Source organism: Aurantimonas aggregata, from assembly GCF_010500835.1.
Taxonomy (GTDB): domain Bacteria; phylum Pseudomonadota; class Alphaproteobacteria; order Rhizobiales; family Rhizobiaceae; genus Aurantimonas; species Aurantimonas aggregata.
Genome location: NZ_JAAAMJ010000001.1, coordinates 261,838 through 280,384, shown reverse-complemented (window position 1 = coordinate 280,384; position 18,547 = coordinate 261,838). Strand labels below are relative to the sequence as shown.

Below are 18,547 nucleotides of genomic sequence, written 5' to 3'. Positions count from 1 at the left end.
CGTCACTCCGCCGGCGTCGCATCGGGGCGCAGCTGTGCGCCCTTCGCCGTCTTGGCCTGCTCTTCCTCGACCCACAGGCTGTGGTGGGTCGTGGCCCAGCCGAGATCAACCTTGCCGCTGCCCATGGCGTCGTAGGCGCCCTTCATGCCGAGCGAGCCAATGTAGATGTGGGCGATCATCACCGCCACCAGCAGCACCCCGACGGTGGCGTGAATGTATTGCGCCGTTTGCATGCCGTTGATGTCCAGCGCCGAGAACGGGAACAGCATCAGCAGGCCGGTGATCGACAGCGCCACGCCTCCGAGCGCCACCGCCCAGAAGACCCCCTTCTGCCCGGCGTTGAAGCGGCGGGCAGGGGGATGATGGTCGCCGACGAAGCCACCGTACTCCTTGATCCAGCGCAGGTCGGTCTTCGACGGGATGTTGTCCTTGATCCACACGACGATCATGAAGATCACCCCGAGCATGAACGCCCAGGACACGTACACGTGGATGTACTTGCCCCACTGGCTCATCGAGGCGAAGGCGTCCGGGCCCATGATGGGAGCGAGCAGCCGCTTGCCGAAGATGTAGTTAAGGCCGGTCAGCGCGAGCAGGATGAAGGCAGTGGCCGTCATCCAGTGGTTGAACCGCTCGAAGAAGCTGAAGCGCAGGATCTTGCGGCCGGTGAGTTCGCTCGGTTCCGTCAGGATCCGACCGCGGACGAAGTAGAAGATCGCCAGGGCGCCAAGCATGCCAAGAATGGCAATCCCGGCGATCCACGGCAGCCAGCCCTCGCGGAACGAGCGGTATTCACGTCCCTGCGGCTGTTCGAGAACGGCGGACTTGCTGTCGGGAATGGAAACGCGGCCGTCGATGCGTCCGCCCTGCAGCGCGTCCATGAGCTGACGCTCGGTCGGGGCGGCCGCCGTCGGATCGGCACCGCTCGGGTCGACGCCGTCGGGCAGGGCGCCGCCCGGCGGGTCGATGGACTCGGTGCGCGCCGGCGTGTTGCCGCCTTCGATCTGCGCCGTCGCCGGCAAGGTGGCGAAGGCCGCCAGTGCGAGGGTCGCCCCGAGGGCGAGGGTGCGGATGATTTTCATCGCCGTCTCAGGCCCCCAGCGTTTCGCGATAGGCCGTCTGCCAGCCCCAGGCACCGGTGCCGTAGCCGCGCATGGCGACGCGCTCCTTGTAGATCGTCGCGATGATCTCGCCGTCGCCGGCCAGCAGCGACTTGGTCGAGCACATCTCGGCGCACATCGGCAGCTTGCCCTCGGCCAGACGGTTCTTGCCGTATTTCGCGTACTCGATCTCCGAGTTGTCGGCTTCCGGGCCACCGGCGCAGAAGGTGCACTTGTCCATCTTGCCGCGCGAGCCGAAATTGCCGGCCTGCGGATACTGCGGTGCGCCGAACGGGCAGGCGTAGAAGCAGTAGCCGCAGCCGATGCACAGATCCTTCGAATGAAGGACAACACCGTCTGCGGTGGTGAAGAAGCAGTCGACCGGACACACCGCCGCGCAGGGCGCGTCGGTGCAGTGCATGCAGGCCATCGACACCGAGCGCTCGCCCGGCTTGCCGTCATTGAGCGTCACCACGCGCCGGCGGTTGATGCCCCACGGCACGTCGTGCTCGTTCTTGCAGGCCGTCACGCAGGCATTGCATTCGATGCAGCGGTCCGCGTCGCAGAGGAATTTCATCCGTGCCATTGTCTTGTCGCCTCCTTAAGCCGCTGCGATCTGACAGAGCACAACTTTGGTTTCCTGCATGCCCGTGACCGGATCGAAGCCGTAGGTCGTCAGGGCGTTGACCGACTCGCCGAGCACGATCGGGTCGGCGCCGGCGGGATAATGCGGCCGCCAGTCTTCGCCCTGGTAGTGGCCGGAGAAGTGGAAGGGCATGAACGCCACGCCCGGTCCGACCCGCTCGGTCACGAGGGCCTTCACCCGCGTCCGTGCGCCGTTCTCGGTTCCCGAGACCCAGACGACCTGGCCGTCGGTGACGCCGCGGGCGGCTGCGTCCGCCGGATTGATCTCGACGAACATTTCCTGCTGCAGCTCGGCGAGCCAGCGGTTGGAGCGGGTTTCCTCGCCGCCGCCCTCGTACTCGACCAGGCGGCCGGAGGTGAGGATGATCGGAAATGTCTGAGCGACGTTGCGGTCGACGGCCGACTGCTGCACCGACATGCCGATATTCGGAATGCGGAACTGCATCTCGTCGGGACGCGTCGGGTACTTCGCGACCAGATCCGGCCGCGACGTGTAGATCGGTTCGCGATGGATCGGCACCGGGTCAGGAAGGTTCCAGGCGACGACGCGGGCCTTGCCGTTGCCGTAGTGCATCACGCCATGATCCATGCAGACGCGCTGGATGCCGCCGGACAGATCCGTCGCCCAGCTGACCGCATCCGGCTTGTCCGCGCCGATCCGCAGGATCGTCGCGCGCTCTTCCGGCCGCAGATCGGTGTCCCACCCGAGCTTGCGCAGGATGCCGTAGTTGATCTCCGGATAGCCGTCGGTGAGTTCCGAGCCTGCCGAGAAGGAATCCTCGGCCAGAAGCGTCTCGCCGTTCCGCTCGACGCCGAAGCGGGCGCGGAAGGTGCCGCCGCCTTCCCAGACCGGCACGTCGGTCCGGTAGAGGATCGGCGAACCCGGATGCTTCATCTCGGGCGTTCCCCAGCACGGCCAGGGCAGGCCGTAATATTCGCCGCCGACGTCGGGCGTGTCGGCCGGCGCGCGCAGGGTGACGAGGTCGAACTTGTCCTGGTTGCGCATGTGCGCCTTCAGGCGCTCCGGCGACTGGCCGCAATAGCCGGTGGAGAAGCCGCCACGATTGATCTCGCGGAGGATGTCCTCGGCGACGACGTGGCCGTCCTCGACCCCGATGTTCTTGAACATGTCGGCGCCGAAGCCGAGCCTGGTCGCGAAATCGTAGATGACGTCATAGTCGTTGCGCGCCTCGAAGGCCGGCTCGACGATCTTCTCGCCCCACTGCAGCGAGCGGTTGGATGCCGTGCGCGAGCCGTCGCATTCCAGCGACGTGGCGATGGGCAAGAGGTAAGTGCCGTTGCGCCGGCCCTTGATGGCGCCGAAGGTCGTCGCGTGCGGGTCGGCGACGACCAGCAGCTCGAGCTTCTCGAGCGCCTTCATCATCTCCGGCATGCGGGTCACCGTGTTGCCGCCGTGGCCCATGATGAACATGCCGCGCAGCGCCGAGCGCTGGTCGATGTCGTCCTCGGGCAGGTTCACCCCGTCGAACCACCGCGTCGAGGTGATGCCGGGGGTCTCCATGTTGTCCTTGCGCGAACGGGCCTTGCGCCCGCCCTTCGCCGGCACCTCATCGAAGCGGCCCTGCAGCCAGTCGTATTCGACTTCCCAGACGCGCGACCAGTGCTTCCAGCCGCCTTCGGTAAGGCCGTAATAGAGCGGCAGCGAGGTGACATCGAGCCCGAGGTCGGTCGCGCCCTGCACGTTGGTGTGGCCGCGGAAGATGTTGGCGCCGGTGCCCGGCTTGCCGACATTGCCCGTCGCCAGGCAGAGGGTGCAGTAGGCCCGCACATTGGCCGTGCCGACGGTTTTCTGGGTGGCGCCCATGCACCAGATCAGCGTCGACGGCTTCTCGTGGCTGAAGAGGTAGGCGATGCGCTTGAGCTGCTCGCCGGACACGCCGGCGACCCGCTCGACCTCTTCCGGCGTCCACTTGGCGACTTCCTTGCGGACCTCGTCCATGCCGTAGACGCGGGTGCGGATGAATTCCTGGTCTTCCCAGCCGTTCTCGAAGACGTGCCAGAGAATGCCCCAGATCACCGGGATGTCGGTGCCGGCACGCAGCCGCACGTACTCGGTGCCGTGCGCGGCGGTGCGGGTGAAGCGGGGATCGATGACGATCAGGTTTGCGCGGTTGAGCTCCTTGCCGGCCAGCACGTGCTGCATGGCGACCGGATGCGCCTCGGCGGGGTTGCCGCCCATGATGATCATGGTCTTGGCGTTGCGGATGTCGTTGTAGGAATTGGTCTGGGCGCCGTAGCCCCAGGTGTTGGCGACGCCGGCCACCGTGGTCGAGTGGCAGATGCGGGCCTGGTGGTCGACCGAGTTCGTGCCCCAGAAGGCACCGAACTTGCGGAAGAGGTAGGCACCCTCGTTGGTGAACTTCGCCGAGCCGAGCATGTACATCGAATCGGCGCCGGACTGTTCGCGGATCTCGACCATCTTGTCGCTGATCTCGGCGATCGCCTGCTCCCAGGACAGTCGCTGCCACTCGCCGTCGACGAGCTTGAGCGGATATTTCAGTCTCCGGTCACCGAAGACGATCTCGCGGATCGCCGCGCCCTTGGCGCAATGCGTGCCGCGGTTGATCGGGCTCGACCAGCTGGGCTCCTGCCCGGTCCAGACGCCGTTCTGCACTTCCGCGGTGACCGTGCAGCCGACCGAGCAATGGGTGCAGATGTTCTTCTTGATGGTGATCTCGACGCCGGGCATCGGTGCCGGAATCGCGGCATCCGCCTTGCGGACCGCACCGGGCATCATCGAGCCGAAGGCCGCGAGCCCGCCGACGGCGATACCCGAATGCTTCAGGAACGTCCGGCGGTCGACGCCGGGCGAACGAGCCGCGATTGCCGAGGGAACTGCGCGGCCGGGCTGGCCGTCTTTGCGCTTGGTCAGCATGGCCGCCTCACTTCCTGTCGAGGGTTTCGTAGCCGTTCGTGCGGTAGAAAGCCTGCACGTCGGCACTGTCCGGCTGGTATTTGGTCCGCGTCTCGTCCTCGCCGGGGTCGTAGGCCTCGGCATCGGTCACCATCGCCGGGGTCATGACCGCAGCGGTCGCGGCCAGGCCGGCGGCGCCCGTGGCGCTGCGCAGGAACGTCCGGCGATCGATGGGCTCGCGCTTCTGTGTCGTCATCGTTTCTCTCCCGAAATCCGGCGCGCGGGCCGGATCATGCGTTCTTCGGCCATCAGGCCGCGAGGGCCAGGGCCTCGGATTCGATCGTCATGAATGTCCGGCCAAGAACGGCCACATGCTTGTAGAAATCGGCTGCCGCGGCCGAGCCGAGGTCGTCGAAGAAACGCGGCGCCCAAGGCTTGAAGTGTGCATTGAAGAACTGCGACTCGGCGCCTTCCGGTGCTTCGAAGGAGCCGCCAAGCAGGCCGGCCATGATCTCGCAGAGCACGGCGATATGGTCCTCGAGTTCGATCAGGTCAGGCGAGCGCTCGACGCCGAGGACAGCCAAGTCCTGGCGGAGCCGGGCCAGCGGCTTCTCCTGCAGGAACCCGGTCAGATAGAAGGATTCGTAAGGGACGATCTCGCCGCGGCCGACGCCGATGAACAGGTTGAAATACTCGCGTTCCAGCGCTGCGGGCCTGGCGGTGCGCGCTGCTTCCGCCAGAGCGGCATGGGCGCGCCCGAGCGCGCTGGAGTCACCCTGGAGACCGGCAAGGATTTGCAATGTCGACTCGGTGGGCGCCCGGGCCAGCAGCGTTGCCAGCAAAGCGTAGTGATGGGCGCGGAAAAGGTCGAAGGACTGCTGGCTTTCGAGCGCCTCGGCGCTGCCAGGGCCGAGCATTGCTGCCGCGACACCGCGATGTAACTCCGTCATGTCAGCACCTGGAAGTGCCTGCAGCCGACGCATTCGATCATGGAACGATCCTAAAGGCCTAAAGCATGTGCGCCAAGCCCTTTTTGTAGTCATTCCAAACAGGTTCGCGCTGATTTTCAGGTTGGCAGGGCGCCACCGTGGCGCGTCACCCGGGGCAGCGACAATTCATCGCTGGAGTCCGGCGTATCGCAAGCGTCCGTCGTCTCGGTTGGTGATGCGGGAGTCACGGGCTCGGTGAGCGTATCTGGCGCCGCTCCCGTGCCGCGATCAGGCTCGGGCCCGATCAATTCTTCCCGCTCGGCGATCGCTTCGGGTTCACGCATTGGTGTTTCCGGAGCCGGCTCATAGAGGCCGCGGACCATCTTGCCGACATCGGTGGTCGCCGAAAGTGGCCCCGAAACCGGCATGCCGCCCGGTACGTTCCAGTCCCAGGCATAGTCGCGGGCGTCGCCGACATAATCGCGGATCGACGGATCGAGGCTCCAGATCCGCCGCATGGCGCGGTTGCGCAAGGCGAGCGGAACGCCCTGGCGCAGGAAGCCGGCGATCTCCGACCAGTCGGTCACCGCATCCGGCTCGGGGAGCGCCGCAAGTTCTTCCTCGGTGATCGGCTCGACGGGTGCGTCGGCCTCGGCCGCGACAGGGGCCGTCGAATCCTCGGCCTCCGGCGGGGGGACAGCAGCCTCGCCCGTCTTCGGGGATGCCTCTTCCAGCTTGCGGCGCGACCAGCGCGCGAAGAATTCATTGCTCATGGATGCCATGTTTGCGCGATACCGGCACATTGCAAGCGTGGCGTCCCCTCCTTCGCCGCGGCTTCCTCCAGCTGATCCCGTATTCGAGGCCCGCCGATGATCCGCCTGCTGTCTCTGGCACTTGCCGTGTTCCTCGCGATCCCCGGCGTCCATGCCGCGGAGCTTCGGGGTCATGGCGGGCCAGTCCGCGCGCTCGCGGTCGGCGCCGACGGCGCATCGGTGGTCTCGGGCAGCTTCGATTCGACGGCGATAAGCTGGTCGCTGGGGACGAGTTCGACCGAGCAGGTCCTGCGCTTCCATGACGGCTCGGTGAATGCGGCGATCCTGCTGCCGGATGGACGAGCGGTTACCGGCGGCGAAGACGGACGTATCGCCATATGGGCAATAGGAGCCGCAAAGCCATCTCGCATCCTCGAAGGCCATGAAGGCCCGATCGTCTCCCTGACGCTGTCGGCGGACGGTCAGCGCCTCGGCTCGGCGGCCTGGGACGGTACGGCGCGGATCTGGCCGCTGGCCAGCGAGTCGCCGCCGAAAATCCTCGAAGGACACACCGGCAACGTCAATGGCGTGGCGTTCCTCGCATCCGGCGAGATTGTGACGATCGGCTACGACGCGACCTTGCGGATTTGGCCCGAGAACGGCGCGGCTCAGGTCGAGACCTTCCCGACGCCGCTCAATGCGCTGGCCGTGGTGCCCGGTAGCGAACTCCTGGCCATCGGCGGCGCCGACGGACGACTGCGTCTGGTGGGGGAAGACGGAACGATAAGGGCAGAGGCCGAGATCTCGCCGACCCCGGTGATCGCCGTCGCCAGCGACGGACAGCGTATCGCCGCCGCGGGCCTGCGCGGCGCCATCGCGATCCTCGCGGCGGCTGACCTCGCACCGGAGCGGACACTGGTCGGCCCCGGCCTGCCGGTCTGGTCGCTCGCCTTCGTGCCGGGCACCGACGAGCTCCTGACCGGCGGCAATGACAGCGTCATCAGGCGGTGGAACGTCGCGACCGGCGCCAGCCTCGATTCCGGCCTGGCGGGCAGCCCCGTCGATCCGTTGGCGGAATACGCCGGCGATCCGGGCGCCGGCGTCTACCGTGCCTGCGTCGCCTGCCACACGCTGCAGCCCGGCGAGGGGGTACGGGCGGGGCCGACGCTGCACAGAATCATGGGCCGGCCGATCGCGTCGCTGCCGGACTACGACTACTCCGATGCGTTCTCCGGCCACGACATCGTGTGGACGCCGGAGACCGTGGCGCGGCTCTTCGAGATCGGCCCGCATGCCTATACGCCGGGCACCAAGATGCCCGAGCAGACGATCAACCGCGCCGCCGACCGGGACGCGCTGGTCGAGTTTCTGGAGCGGGCGACCCGCTGAGAGATCAAGTCAGCGCGATCACGCATCTCATTGAACTGGATCGGTCTTGTAGTCGTCCGCGGTGCGGGTCCTGGGGCGCTGCGCGCCAGCATAGGGGTCGATGCCCTCGTTGAGCACCGCCTCGACGCGGCAATCCTCGCACATGCGGATGGCGTCCAGCCGGCGGGCGTTCTCGCCGGAGAACATCCAGTGCGAGCCTTCCAGCTTGGCGATGACCCGCTCGATCGTGCTCTTCGTGCCGAACGGCTTGGCGCAGTTGATGCAGCAGAACGGCTCTTCTTCCTTCAGCGTCTTGCGGGGCGATGCCCAGGCGGCGAAGTCGAGCTGCGGCCGCAGGGTGATCACGTCCTCGGGGCAGGTCGCCTCGCAGAGGCCGCACTGGACGCAGGCGCTTTCGAGGAAGCGCAGCATCGGCCGATCCTCGCCCGCCGACAGCGCGCCGGTGGGGCAGGCGGTGACGCAGGAATGGCAGAGGGTGCAGCCATCGACGTCGACATCGACGGCGCCGAAGGGTGCGCCCGCTGGCAGCGCGACGACCGGGACCGGTGCCGGCGCCACCTGGTGCAGCATGCCGAGGCTGAGCTCGAGCAGGCCGCGCTTGGTGCCGACCGGCTTGAAGCTCGCGGGCTCGGGGCTGGGCGTGCCGAGCGGCTGCTGTGCCAAGCCGAAGAGCACTTCGGCGGGCTCGTCGGCGTGGACGATGCCGCAGGCGCCGTCGCCGTAGCCCAGCGCCTTGGCCGCGTCGGCAGCCAGCGCCACGGTGGCGCCCAGCGTCACGATGCCGTTGCGAGGCTCGCGCCTTGCCAGGATCCGTACTGCAGAAGCGCCATAGGCCAGCGCGGCGGCGAGGCTCTCCAGGCCGATCTGCTTGATCTCGTTGACCGGGAAGGGAAGGACATTGGGCGCCAACGCATCGCCGATCGCCTCGATCAGCGGGCCACCGACATAGCCATCATGGAACAGCACCACGGCATCGCGGCCGCCGGCCGCTCGGTATTCGAGCAGGAGCGTGCGCAGGCGGTCGAGCTGCACGTCGACCGTCGGCAGGGTATAGGTGGCAGCGCCCGTCGGGCAGACGGCGGCGCAATTGCCGCAGCCGGCGCAGACATGGGCGTCGATCGTGACGTGGTCGCCGGCCGGCGTGATCGCCTCCATCGCGCAGGCATCGAGGCAGCGCGTGCAGCCGGTGATGCCGGAGCGCGAATGGGCGCAGAGTTCCTTGCGGTAGGCGACGTAGACCGGCTTGTCGAACTCGCCGACCAGTTCGCCCGCTTCGGCGATCTTCGCCGAAACCGCCTCGGCCACGAGAGGATCGGCCTTGAGATAGCCGTCGCGTGCTTCATGCGCCGGAAACAGCGGCGCCTCGCCCGACAGGTCGAGGATCAGGTCGCAGCGCGATACCGCGCCGTCGCGCAGCACGCCGAAGGCGACGCCACCATCGGCCGCCGGCCGCGGCGGCGCGAAGCCGTCGACGACGACCTCGTAGGCACCGAAATGCCCTGTCGCGGAAGCGACGCACCCGCGGGCGACCGGAAAGGGCAGCGGTGCCGGGATCGTGATGGTGGTGGTGTCGGACAGCAGCACGGTGACGTCGAGAGTCTCCGCCAGGCGCTGCCCTGCCTCGATCGCCCTCATGTCGCGCCCGTAGATCAGCACCACGCCGTCGCTGTGCAGCGACAGCAGCGGCGGTTCGGGAAGGGTCAGGGCGGAAAGGGCCGAACGGGCTATGTCTCGCGGAATGACGTCCGCTTCGGTAATGGTCACGGTTCGGAGAGTCTCCATGGCGCGGTGGAACTGCGCGTTGCCGCTAGACTAGAACGATTATAATCTGGCGCAAGTCGATAATTTCATATGGATTTCATGTCCCAATCCTACAATGCCGCGCTCAGCCTGCCGCCGCCGTTCCAGCTGGTGACGCTTCGCGAGGCGGGAGATGCCTACGCCCACGCCCAGTCGATCGCCGCCTCGGACGGGGCCGGCACGCTGGTCTGGGCACGGCGATTCCACATGGCCGAATTCGCCCTGGTGCTCGAGCCGGAAGAGACGCTGGCCACGGCACGGCGCGTCGTCTATGCGGCGGGCAATGCCCTCGCCGACGCCCTCGCCATCCATGCGCCACCGCAGCAGCCAATCGGGTTCGACTGGCCGGGCGGCCTGCGCGTCGATGGCGCGCTGGTCGGCGGCCTGCGCCTCGCCTGGCCGTCCGATGCGGCGGAAGACGCCGTGCCGGACTGGCTGGTGCTCGGCTGCAGCGTGCGGATGATCGTCATGCGCGCCGGCGAGCCGGGGTTCCGGCCGTTGCTGGGCGGCCTCGACGAACAGGGATTCGAGGAACTCAGCCCCTCGGTGCTGATCGAGGGGTTCTCGCGGTATTTCCTGCGGGAGATGAACGAGTGGAACGCGGAAGGTTTCGAGACGGTGCAGAAACGCTGGCTGCAACGCGCCGAGGACGGGACTGCCGTCCTGCTTGACGAGGACCGGCTGGCCGAGGCGCTGCGCATTCCCGCCTGGCTCGATCCGGAGACGGGGGAACCATGGCTTTGAAGCTGCCGCGCACCATCCGCCTCGACCCGTCGGACACGTTCGTCTTCGCCCGCGCCGCCGAGCCCGGCGAATGGGCGGTGTCGGGATCGTTCTGCTTCTTCAACGATGAGATTTCCGCGCTGGGCGGCCAGGAACGCCAGGCCTTCCGCTCGGGCTTCCTGGGGATTTCGAGCTTCGCCTGGTCGACGCTCGTGGTGGTGACGGACGCCAGCGAGGCAGACCGCGAGGCGGCGCTCTCCGGGCTTGCGGCGCAACTCGTCGACCGCCTCGGGGCGCCCGACATGGCGACCGCCCGCGCCGCCGCGGCCGAGGAGATCGCCTTCGCAGCCTCGCTCTGCGACCATCCGGTCAATACGGTCCTCGCCGTGCAGCGGTCGATGGAGGAGGAGGGCATCCGCGAGCGCTTCCGTACGCTGCAAAAGCGCGAGGGCCTGGTCGAACACAGCCGGGCCTTCGACATCGTGGAGGTGGACGAGGCCGACTATGTCGAGCATGTCGACCTTCTCGCACTCCGGCAGGACAAGGCATGAGCGATTTCTGGGTTTCGTCGGGCCATCATCTGCTCGACCGCCACGAGGACGGCTGGCTGGTCCCGACCGACGCGTTCCTGAAGGCGTATTTCGCCCGGCCGGAACTGATGCCCCCGGAGGATGCCTGCGATGCCGAAAGGTCGCTGCACGCGAAGCTGTTGGCCGATCCGAAGCGGCCGGTGGCGGCCGACGAGATCGCCGCGCTGGCGGACGCGGATGCGCGCGAGAACTGGGACGTGATGCTGGCTTTCCGCGACCGGCTGCTGGCGCACCCGACGCTGGAAGCGGCCTATCTCGATCTGGTGCGGGGCGGGATGAGCGGCACGCCGCCGCTCTTCATCAACCAGCTGACGCAGGTGATCCTGCGCAACGCGCTGGAGGGATGCTCCGACGCATTCGTCCTGCGTTCGGCGGAGCTGTTCTTCCGGCCGCAGCGCAGCAGCGTCCACGAGGGTGCGCTGCTGCTCGCGGACGCCGAAGTCGTGGAGTTGCAGGAGGAGAGCCGCCGCAACACCGCGCCGCTGCTGGTGATGTTCAGCGGTCCGGCGATCACCGAACTCGACATTCTCGACGCCGAGAACGAAGCCTCCTACGGCCACCGCAACGAGGCGTTCGACCTGGTGCTCAGCTTCGGCGGCGGGCTCGCTTCGCGCGCCGGCCTCGCAAGGGCCATCGAGATCTGGGTGCGCCATCTCCTGGGCGTTGCCGTGAGCGTCGAGCCGGTGGCGAAGGCGGAGGAAACCGACTGGGCCTGGTTCGTCGGGCTCGACGTCGATTCGATGCGGGTCGGCAACCAGCTCTGGCGCGGCGAGGCGACGCGGGATGCCGACCTGGAGCGGATCATCGGCCTGTTCGCGCTGCGCTTCAAGGACCCGGCCGAGGCGTTTCCGTCGATCGGCGACCGGCCCGTCTGGCTGTTCCTGTCGACGACGCCGGACGGCATGGTGCGGATGAAGCCGCAGAACCTTGTTGCCGGTTTGCCGCTGCGCGGCCCGGCGGAGACCAGCTGATGGCCGATACCCCCGCCTTCCGTGTCGGTGTCGTCGTCGAGCGCCGGCCGTCCTCGAGCCCATGGGCCGAACATGCCTGGCGCATCGCCGCGATCGTGCCCGAGGCGCCGGGCACCCCCGACGGCCAGGTGCTCGGGCAAGAGGGCGAGGTCGCGCTGATCTATGCCGGCTCGACCGAGGTCGAGTTCCACCGCGTCGAGACGGCCAATTACCGCGACAATCTGAGCTCCGGGCAGGCCGGGCTCTGGGTGACGCTGGCGCTTTTAACGGAGGCGCCGGGGATCCGGCTGGTCGCCGTCACCGCCGATCCGGCCGAGGGCGAATCGATGACGGAGATCGGCGACCAGCTCGTAGAGGTCGCGCCGATGCCGCCGGAAATCGCCGAAAGCCTCGCCGAGTTCGTGCGGGTCAACCATGTCGAGCGCAAATTCTTCAAGCGCCGGCGCGACTGACGATCGGTTTGGTTTGGAGCCGGTCCGCGGCGGCTTTTTCAGGCCGGCTTCGCCAGCTTCTCGATTACGAAGACGCTGCGCTCGCCGTCGCGCTCGGTGCTCTCCAGCCGGTGCGCCATCTCGCTGACGAGATGCGGGATATCGAGCAACGCCAGCGGATCGGTGCAGCGGACCTCCAGCCGGTCGCCGGGTTGAAGGGCGCCCAGCGCCTTGCGGGTCTTGAGCGCGGGCAGCGGGCATTTGAGGCCCGACAGGTCGAGTATGGTGGTGGTCATGTGCCGGCGACGATGGCCGAGCCGCCGGGCGCGGTCAACCGCGAGGCTGGTATCACCAGGCCACTCACAGCAGGCTCGCATAGGGCAGGAAGTCGACGGTGTCGCCGGGCGCGACGCCGAGGCAGTCCTCCCGCAATTCGGCCAGCCCGTCCGTCTCGACCAGCGAGGAGAGGAGCCCGGCGCCCTCGCGCGGAAACTTGACGGCTTCGGCAGCGCCGTCATCCGCCCGGCGGATGGTGACGCGGACGTATTCGCGCCGGCCCGCCTTCTTGCGATACGAGAACGCTGCGCGCAAAGGCGTCGCCACCAGCGCCGGCGTACTTGCCCCGGCCAGCGCATGGATCGCCGGACGGGCAATGCGCGCGAAGGTGACGAAGCCGGCTACGGGGTTGCCAGGCAGGCCGATGAAGGCGGTGCCGTCGATCACGCCCATCGCCACCGGCCGGCCCGGCTTGATCGCGACGCGCCAGAACACCAGCGTGCCGACGCTCTCGACGCTGGCTTTCACATGGTCGGCCTCGCCGGTGGAGACGCCGCCGGAGGTAAGGATGAGGTCGTGGCCGGCGGCGGCATCGCGCAGGACGCCGGCGATGCGCTCGCGGTCGTCGGCGAGGATGCCGAGATCGGTGACGGCGCAGCCGAGGCGGCGCAGCATCGCGCCCAGCATGAAGCGGTTGGAATCGAAGAGCTGCGCCGGCCCGCGCGGCGCGCCCGGCCCGACGATCTCGTTGCCGGTGGAGAACACTGCGACGCGGACCCGCCGACGCACGCCGATCTCGGTGAAGCCGAGCGCTGCGGCCATTGCCACGTCCTGCGGCCGCAGGATCTGGCCGGCCGACAGGACCACCGTCCCGGTCGCGACGTCCTCGCCCGCCGGGCGGACATTGGCGCCGCGCTTCAGGCCCGCCGGGAAGATGACGCGCCCGTCGGCAGCGACCCGCACGTCCTCCTGCATGAAGACGGTGTCGGCGCCCGCCGGCATCGGCGCGCCGGTGAAGATCCGCACCGTTTCGCCGCCGGCGAGCCGCCGCTCCGACGCCATGCCGGCCTGCAGGCGCTCGGCGACGGTGTAGGTGGTGTCACCATCACCCGGCAGGTCGGCGCCGGCCAGGGCGTAGCCGTCGACGGCCGAGTTGGTGAAGGGCGGCAGCGGGAAGGGCGCGGTGAGGTCCTGCGCCAGGACCCGCCCGTCGGCCGTATCCAGCGGCACGGTCTCGCAACCTTCGACCGCCGGCAGGCGCGCGGCGATGAGGGCGACCGTCTCGTCGACGGTTCGCATCGGTCCGCCAAAGGCGAAGCAGTCGTCGGAAAGTTGCGCCATGGCTCCTTCGGTCGTCTTCCTGATGTGATCGGCGTTCGAGGCCTCTGGCGCCACCCGCCGATTGCGGGACGGCCTGCCGGCATCTAGGTAAGGGCCATGCAGCACACAACGATCCGACCCGATGCGCCCCTCGTCCTGCCGGACCCGGACCTGCCGCTTCTGACGCAAGCCGTCACGGGTGTCGACCATAATGGCGTTACCGTCGACATTAGGGTGCCGGTGGAGCGGACGCTGACGCTCTATCTCAACGCCCAGGAGATCGTCACGATGATGACGATCAACGACTATCCTGAATATCTGGCGCTCGGCTATCTGCTCAACCAGAACATGCTCAAGCCGGGCGACGTCGTGACCGGCGTCGACTATGACGACGACCTGCAGGTCGTCGTGGTGCGGACCGAGGCGGGCACGAATTACGAGCAGAAGCTGCGCAAGCGCACGCTGACCTCCGGCTGCGCCCAGGGCACGGCCTTCGGCGACCTCATGGAATCGATGGAAGGGGTGGTGCTGCCGCAGGCGGAGCTGCGGACCTCCTGGCTCTACCATCTGACCCGGACGATCAACACGACGCCGTCGATCTACCTAGCGGCCGGATCGATCCATGGCTGCGTGCTGTGCCGCGGCGACCAGCCGCTCTGCTACATGGAGGACGTCGGCCGCCACAACGCTGTCGACAAGATCGCCGGCTGGATGTTCCGCAACGACGTCGATCCGGCCGACAAGATCATGTACACGACCGGCCGGCTGACCTCGGAGATGGTCATCAAGACGGTGCGGATGGGCATTCCCGTGCTCGTCTCGCGCTCCGGCTTCACCGCCTGGGGCGTGGAACTGGCGCAGAAGGCCGGGCTGACGCTGGTCGGGCGGGCCCGCGGCAAGCGCTTCGTCGCCGTCGCCGGCCAGGAGCGGATTGTCTTCGACCTCGACATCGAGGCGACGCCGGAGGCGCCGCTGGCCGACCGCAAGGGCTATCGGCCTTGACGAGCGCCGATTACCCCGCAACGCTCGGGGTCATCCTCGCCGGCGGTCTCGCCCGTCGGATGGGCGGCGGCGACAAGCCGATGCGGACGGTCGCCGGGCGGCCGATCCTCGACCACGTCATCGAACGCATCGCGCCACAGTGCGAGGGGCTGGTGCTGAACGCGAACGGTGATCCGGCGCGCTTCGCCGCCTGGGGCCTGCCGGTGATCGCCGACACGGTCGAGGACCATCCCGGCCCGCTGGCAGGAATCCTCGCGGCGCTGGACTGGGCCGCGGAACACCGGCCGGACGTCGAATGGGTGGCGAGCGCGCCGGGCGACTGCCCGTTCCTGCCGCGCGACCTCGTTGCGCGTCTCCATGAAGCGCGCATCGCGGCCGACGTGCCGCTCGCCGTCGCCACATCGGGCGACCAGGCGCATCCGGTGGTCGGGCTCTGGCAAGTCGGGCTGCGGCAGGATCTGCGGCAGGCGCTGGTCGAGGAGGGCCTGCGCCGCGTCGACCGCTGGACTGCCCGGCATGGTGTCGCCGCCGTGTCCTGGCCGGTCGATCCGGTCGATCCGTTCTTCAACGCCAACACGGTCGAGGATCTCGCCGAGGCAGAGCGACTGGCGGCCAGCCTGCCGGGCTGAGTTCAGGCTTTCGCGAAACCGGCCTCCCGAAGCGCTGCGGCGCTCTCCGGCGACGCCAGCGCCTCGAGGAAGGCGATGACGCCTGGCCGCTCCCGGCGCGCGGTGACCAGAGCGAAGTCGTAATGTTCCTCGATCAGCGGAATGAACGCCAGGCCGGCAGCTTCGGCGACGGGCGCGATGGCGATGCCCCAGTCGGCACGCCTCTGTGCCACCGCTGCGGCGACGGCGTTGTGCGACTTCGGCTGGTTGAAATAGCCGTCGGGACGCGCGGCGCCGAGCAATCTGTCGATCAGGATCCGTGTTCCCGCCCCCTGGTTGCGGTTGACCATCAGGCAGTCGGGGTCGGCGAGTGCGGCGGCGACGGCCTCCTCGGCCGAACGGTCCTCAAACCGCCGGTCGCCTGGCCGATGGACGATGCCCTGCATGCGCCGCCAGCCGCGGACCAGTTCCAGCCCCGGCGCCAGGAACGGTTCGTTGTAGGTGCCGGTCTTTTCGTCGAACAGGTGGATCGGCGCGAGATCGCATTCGCCGCGCCGTGCGGCGGCGAGGCCACCGAGGCTGCCGACCGCCAGCGTGCGGACCAGCAGACCCTTGGCGGCCAGCGGCGCCACGACCCGGTCGAGGCCGACGCAATGGCTACCGATCAGCACGAGGTCGGGGACCCGGAGTTCCGGGGTGAACAGCGTGACCTTCGCCCGCGAGCCGGCCGGCAGATGATCGGCCAGCGCCTCGATGCGCAGGAAGCCGTCGGCCTGGGCGAAGGAGGTGATGGCGCCGGAGCCCTTGCCGGTCGGATAAGCGACCAGTCCATCGGCGCCCTCGACCAGCGAGGCCATGACGAACTCGGTGCGCCCGAGCTCCGAGCCGATCCGCACCGGCACCGTCGCCTCGACCGAATGCTCCGCCCGCGGCGGCAGGCCGGCCATGCGGCGCAGCACCGGCGCGATCATGTCGTGGAAGGTGAACATCGCCGAGGTCGGGAAGCCCGGCAGGATGACCACCGGCTTGCCGTCGCAGACGGCGAGGCAGAGCGGCTTGCCCGGCTTCAGCGCGACGCCGTGGGCGAGGATGCCGGGTGAGCCGAGCCGGGGCACGATGCGGTGGCTGACGTCGCCGGCGCCCTTCGAGGTGCCGCCGGACAGAATTAGCATGTCGTGGGAGGCCAGCGCATCGCGCATCGCCGTCTCCAGCGCCACTTCCTCGTCCGGGAAGGCGCCGAGGAAGTCCGGCTCGCCGCCATTCTCGGCGACCGCGGCGGCGACGATCGCGCCGTTGACGTCGTAGATCGCCGCAGGCCGGAGTGTCTCGCCGGGCGGCACGAGTTCGTCGCCGGTGGAGAGGATCGCGACGCGGGGGCGGCGCGCGACCGGCACGGCGGCGATGCCGCAGGCGGCCAGCATGCCGATCTCGCGCGAGCCGATGAGCGTGCCGGCCCGCAGCAGCATTTCGCCGCGGGCGATGTCCGAGCCGGCATAGGAGACGAACTGGCCGGGATTGGCGGCACGGCGAATCTCGATCCCGTCCGCCTCGTCGGACGGCTGGGTGTGCTCGACCATGACGATCGCGTCGGCGCCGCGCGGGACGGGCCCTCCAGTGGCGATCGGCGTCGCTGTGCCCGGCCGGACGGGCAGAAGCGGCTGGGTGCCGCAGGCGATGGTCTCGTCGTTGAGGCTCAACGTCGCGGGCAGCGACTCGCCGGCGCTGGCAAGGTCGGCGGAGCGCACTGCGAAGCCGTCGACATTGGCGCGGTCGAAGGGCGGTACGTCGATCGGCGCGACGATGTCCTCTGCCAGCGCCGCGCCGAGCGCCGACGCGAGCGGCCGCAGCTGGGTCGTGCCCCGTCGCGGAAACAGCGCAGCCTCGAAGCGGGCCAAGGCCTCCTCTCGCGAGAGGATGGCCAGGAACTGTTCCTGCTCGTGGCTTTCGCCGCGGGCGGCTGCCGCTGGCGGCAATGGAGAATGCGTCATGCGATGCTCGTAGCAGAAACCGGCAAGGCCGCCACCGGCGTTCCCGCCGCATAGCCTTCGCTGTCGCCCGGCACGGCGAGCCATGCGTCGGCCTCGGCCAGCCGGTGGAGCGGAAAGCGCCCGGTCGCCAGCGGCAGCCAGGCCTCGTTCGCCGCTTTCAGCAGGACCAGCTCGGTCACGCCGACGGCGGAGGCGATCTTGCGGGCGAGCGGCAGGACGCGCCCAGGCGGGCAGATGCGGCCGGAGAGGCGGTCGATGACCGGTAGGGCGAAGGTCCAGAACGCTGCCAGCGCCTGGTCGGGCGCGCCGGGCAGGGCGATGACGGGCACCGGCCCGAGCCGGCCGACCGCCGTGGTGGTGCCGGGCGCAAGCGCGATGCCGTGCGCCAGCAGGATGCCGCTTGCCGCCAGCGCCTCGGCGGTGACGTCGCCATTGCCGGCGCCGGTGCCGCCGACCAGCACGATGATATCGCCGGTCGCTGCCTCGATGGCGCTGCCGATGGCGGCGATGTCACGGGCAACGGCGGTCCTCGCCGCGATCTGGGCGCCCGCAGCACGGGCGCTGGCTGCGACGAGGTCGGCGGAAACGGCACTGCCGGTGTCGCCGCCGACGTTCAGAAGATGCAGTTTCGGCCGGCGGACGGGCAGATCCGTCAGGCCGGCCTGCCGGGCGACGAGGATGTCCACGGCACTGATGGGGCGCCCCGCAGCGACCGGCAGGAAGCCCGCCGGCAGATCCTCGCCGCGACGGGCGACGCCGTGACCGGAAACCACCTCGCCGCCGATCTCGACCAGCGGTCCGGTGCGATCGACGAGCCCAGCCTCGACCACGCAGTCGCAGCCCGCCGGCAGCGGATCGCCCGCTTCGACCCAATGCAGCGGGCCCGCCGGCACAACCGGCGAATAGGGCGAGGCGCCGAGAAGATCGGCGGCCGCGAAGGCGAAGCCGTCGATCGTCGCCGTGTCGGCGGCCGGCAGCGGGGCGGCCAGCGGCGCGGCCTCCGCCGCCACCCAGCCGAGCGCTTCGGACAGCTTCAGGCTTGTTGCCGCGATCGGCTGCAGCCCTTCGGTCAGAAGGGCCAGCGCCGCCTCGACGCGGCTCAGTTCAAGGGCAGGAGTCGGTATGACCATCATCGCCCATGATGGGCC

At 68.9% G+C, this 18,547-nt stretch carries 18 protein-coding genes; 7 read left to right on the top strand and 11 right to left on the bottom strand.

Annotation, left to right across the window (positions count from 1 at the left end):
* Positions 1-2: 2 nt before the first annotated feature.
* The 6 genes from GTW51_RS01375 to GTW51_RS01350 form a co-directional block, all read right to left on the bottom strand.
* Complete coding sequence (locus tag GTW51_RS01375; protein ID WP_163042082.1) at positions 3-1,082, bottom strand: formate dehydrogenase subunit gamma; 1,080 nt, start codon at positions 1,080-1,082, stop codon at positions 3-5.
* Between the two features lie 7 nt (positions 1,083-1,089).
* Positions 1,090-1,686 (bottom strand): formate dehydrogenase FDH3 subunit beta, encoded by a 597-nt coding sequence (gene fdh3B, locus GTW51_RS01370; protein ID WP_163042081.1) that lies wholly within the window; start codon positions 1,684-1,686, stop codon positions 1,090-1,092.
* A gap of 15 nt (positions 1,687-1,701) precedes the next feature.
* Positions 1,702-4,641 (bottom strand): formate dehydrogenase subunit alpha, encoded by a 2,940-nt coding sequence (locus GTW51_RS01365; protein ID WP_163042080.1) that lies wholly within the window; start codon positions 4,639-4,641, stop codon positions 1,702-1,704.
* Positions 4,642-4,648: 7 nt separating this feature from the next.
* Positions 4,649-4,876, bottom strand: coding sequence for a formate dehydrogenase (locus GTW51_RS01360; protein WP_163042079.1), 228 nt, complete (start codon positions 4,874-4,876; stop codon positions 4,649-4,651).
* A 52-nt stretch (positions 4,877-4,928) separates the two neighbouring features.
* Complete coding sequence (locus tag GTW51_RS01355; RefSeq protein WP_246232480.1) at positions 4,929-5,570, bottom strand: TorD/DmsD family molecular chaperone; 642 nt, start codon at positions 5,568-5,570, stop codon at positions 4,929-4,931.
* A 116-nt stretch (positions 5,571-5,686) separates the two neighbouring features.
* Positions 5,687-6,322 (bottom strand): DUF3306 domain-containing protein, encoded by a 636-nt coding sequence (locus tag GTW51_RS01350; RefSeq protein WP_163042078.1) that lies wholly within the window; start codon positions 6,320-6,322, stop codon positions 5,687-5,689.
* Positions 6,323-6,418: 96 nt separating this feature from the next.
* Between GTW51_RS01350 and GTW51_RS01345 the strand changes: the two genes are divergently transcribed.
* Positions 6,419-7,690, top strand: coding sequence for a c-type cytochrome (locus GTW51_RS01345; RefSeq protein ID WP_163042077.1), 1,272 nt, complete (start codon positions 6,419-6,421; stop codon positions 7,688-7,690).
* A gap of 27 nt (positions 7,691-7,717) precedes the next feature.
* On the opposite strand, the gene GTW51_RS01340 is transcribed toward GTW51_RS01345, so the two are convergent.
* Complete coding sequence (locus tag GTW51_RS01340; protein WP_343033859.1) at positions 7,718-9,454, bottom strand: 4Fe-4S dicluster domain-containing protein; 1,737 nt, start codon at positions 9,452-9,454, stop codon at positions 7,718-7,720.
* An 87-nt stretch (positions 9,455-9,541) separates the two neighbouring features.
* On the opposite strand from GTW51_RS01340, the gene GTW51_RS01335 reads away from it, so the two are divergent.
* From GTW51_RS01335 to GTW51_RS01320, 4 genes are read left to right on the top strand one after another with little or no spacing between them, the layout of a single operon-like run.
* Complete coding sequence (locus GTW51_RS01335; protein WP_246232478.1) at positions 9,542-10,234, top strand: biotin/lipoate--protein ligase family protein; 693 nt, start codon at positions 9,542-9,544, stop codon at positions 10,232-10,234.
* A complete protein-coding gene (locus GTW51_RS01330; RefSeq protein ID WP_163042074.1) occupies positions 10,225-10,764 on the top strand; it encodes a DUF6505 family protein in 540 nt (179 codons plus the stop codon). The genes GTW51_RS01335 and GTW51_RS01330 overlap by 10 nt, the downstream gene beginning before the upstream one ends.
* A complete protein-coding gene (locus tag GTW51_RS01325; protein WP_163042073.1) occupies positions 10,761-11,774 on the top strand; it encodes a DUF6352 family protein in 1,014 nt (337 codons plus the stop codon). Before GTW51_RS01330 ends, GTW51_RS01325 begins: the two co-directional genes overlap by 4 nt.
* The gene (locus tag GTW51_RS01320) at positions 11,774-12,226 is read left to right on the top strand and encodes a DUF3305 domain-containing protein (protein ID WP_246232475.1); all 453 of its coding nucleotides are present in this window, start codon (positions 11,774-11,776) and stop codon (positions 12,224-12,226) included. The genes GTW51_RS01325 and GTW51_RS01320 overlap by 1 nt, the downstream gene beginning before the upstream one ends.
* A 38-nt stretch (positions 12,227-12,264) precedes the next feature.
* On the opposite strand, the gene GTW51_RS01315 is transcribed toward GTW51_RS01320, so the two are convergent.
* On the bottom strand, positions 12,265-12,501 hold the full coding sequence (locus tag GTW51_RS01315; RefSeq protein ID WP_163042072.1) for a sulfurtransferase TusA family protein: 237 nt from the start codon (positions 12,499-12,501) through the stop codon (positions 12,265-12,267).
* Positions 12,502-12,565: 64 nt separating this feature from the next.
* A complete protein-coding gene (locus GTW51_RS01310) occupies positions 12,566-13,822 on the bottom strand; it encodes a molybdopterin molybdotransferase MoeA (RefSeq protein WP_163042071.1) in 1,257 nt (418 codons plus the stop codon).
* A 96-nt stretch (positions 13,823-13,918) separates the two neighbouring features.
* On the opposite strand from GTW51_RS01310, the gene GTW51_RS01305 reads away from it, so the two are divergent.
* Together GTW51_RS01305 and mobA are read left to right on the top strand one after the other, a co-directional pair.
* Positions 13,919-14,803, top strand: coding sequence for a formate dehydrogenase accessory sulfurtransferase FdhD (locus tag GTW51_RS01305; RefSeq protein WP_163042070.1), 885 nt, complete (start codon positions 13,919-13,921; stop codon positions 14,801-14,803).
* Positions 14,800-15,432, top strand: coding sequence for a molybdenum cofactor guanylyltransferase MobA (gene mobA / locus GTW51_RS01300; RefSeq protein ID WP_163042069.1), 633 nt, complete (start codon positions 14,800-14,802; stop codon positions 15,430-15,432). The genes GTW51_RS01305 and mobA overlap by 4 nt, the downstream gene beginning before the upstream one ends.
* 2 nt (positions 15,433-15,434) lie before the next feature.
* Here mobA and GTW51_RS01295 read toward each other — a convergent pair whose 3' ends face one another.
* Positions 15,435-17,399 (bottom strand): molybdopterin biosynthesis protein, encoded by a 1,965-nt coding sequence (locus tag GTW51_RS01295; protein WP_163042068.1) that lies wholly within the window; start codon positions 17,397-17,399, stop codon positions 15,435-15,437.
* The gene (locus tag GTW51_RS01290; RefSeq protein WP_163042067.1) at positions 17,396-18,532 is read right to left on the bottom strand and encodes a molybdopterin-binding protein; all 1,137 of its coding nucleotides are present in this window, start codon (positions 18,530-18,532) and stop codon (positions 17,396-17,398) included. Before GTW51_RS01290 ends, GTW51_RS01295 begins: the two co-directional genes overlap by 4 nt.
* Between the last annotated feature and the right edge of the window lie 15 nt (positions 18,533-18,547).

Excerpts from the sequence above, each read along its gene's own strand:
- GTW51_RS01375 (WP_163042082.1), bottom strand. The coding sequence starts at position 1,082 with ATGAAAATCATCCGCACCCTCGCCCTCGGGGCGACCCTCGCACTGGCG.
- fdh3B (WP_163042081.1), bottom strand. The coding sequence starts at position 1,686 with ATGGCACGGATGAAATTCCTCTGCGACGCGGACCGCTGCATCGAATGC.
- GTW51_RS01365 (WP_163042080.1), bottom strand. The coding sequence starts at position 4,641 with ATGCTGACCAAGCGCAAAGACGGCCAGCCCGGCCGCGCAGTTCCCTCG.
- GTW51_RS01360 (WP_163042079.1), bottom strand. The coding sequence starts at position 4,876 with ATGACGACACAGAAGCGCGAGCCCATCGATCGCCGGACGTTCCTGCGC.
- GTW51_RS01355 (WP_246232480.1), bottom strand. The coding sequence starts at position 5,570 with ATGACGGAGTTACATCGCGGTGTCGCGGCAGCAATGCTCGGCCCTGGC.
- GTW51_RS01350 (WP_163042078.1), bottom strand. The coding sequence starts at position 6,322 with ATGAGCAATGAATTCTTCGCGCGCTGGTCGCGCCGCAAGCTGGAAGAG.
- GTW51_RS01345 (WP_163042077.1), top strand. The coding sequence starts at position 6,419 with ATGATCCGCCTGCTGTCTCTGGCACTTGCCGTGTTCCTCGCGATCCCC.
- GTW51_RS01335 (WP_246232478.1), top strand. The coding sequence starts at position 9,542 with ATGGATTTCATGTCCCAATCCTACAATGCCGCGCTCAGCCTGCCGCCG.
- GTW51_RS01330 (WP_163042074.1), top strand. The coding sequence starts at position 10,225 with ATGGCTTTGAAGCTGCCGCGCACCATCCGCCTCGACCCGTCGGACACG.
- GTW51_RS01325 (WP_163042073.1), top strand. The coding sequence starts at position 10,761 with ATGAGCGATTTCTGGGTTTCGTCGGGCCATCATCTGCTCGACCGCCAC.
- GTW51_RS01320 (WP_246232475.1), top strand. The coding sequence starts at position 11,774 with ATGGCCGATACCCCCGCCTTCCGTGTCGGTGTCGTCGTCGAGCGCCGG.
- GTW51_RS01315 (WP_163042072.1), bottom strand. The coding sequence starts at position 12,501 with ATGACCACCACCATACTCGACCTGTCGGGCCTCAAATGCCCGCTGCCC.
- GTW51_RS01310 (WP_163042071.1), bottom strand. The coding sequence starts at position 13,822 with ATGGCGCAACTTTCCGACGACTGCTTCGCCTTTGGCGGACCGATGCGA.
- GTW51_RS01305 (WP_163042070.1), top strand. The coding sequence starts at position 13,919 with ATGCAGCACACAACGATCCGACCCGATGCGCCCCTCGTCCTGCCGGAC.
- GTW51_RS01295 (WP_163042068.1), bottom strand. The coding sequence starts at position 17,399 with ATGACGCATTCTCCATTGCCGCCAGCGGCAGCCGCCCGCGGCGAAAGC.
- GTW51_RS01290 (WP_163042067.1), bottom strand. The coding sequence starts at position 18,532 with ATGATGGTCATACCGACTCCTGCCCTTGAACTGAGCCGCGTCGAGGCG.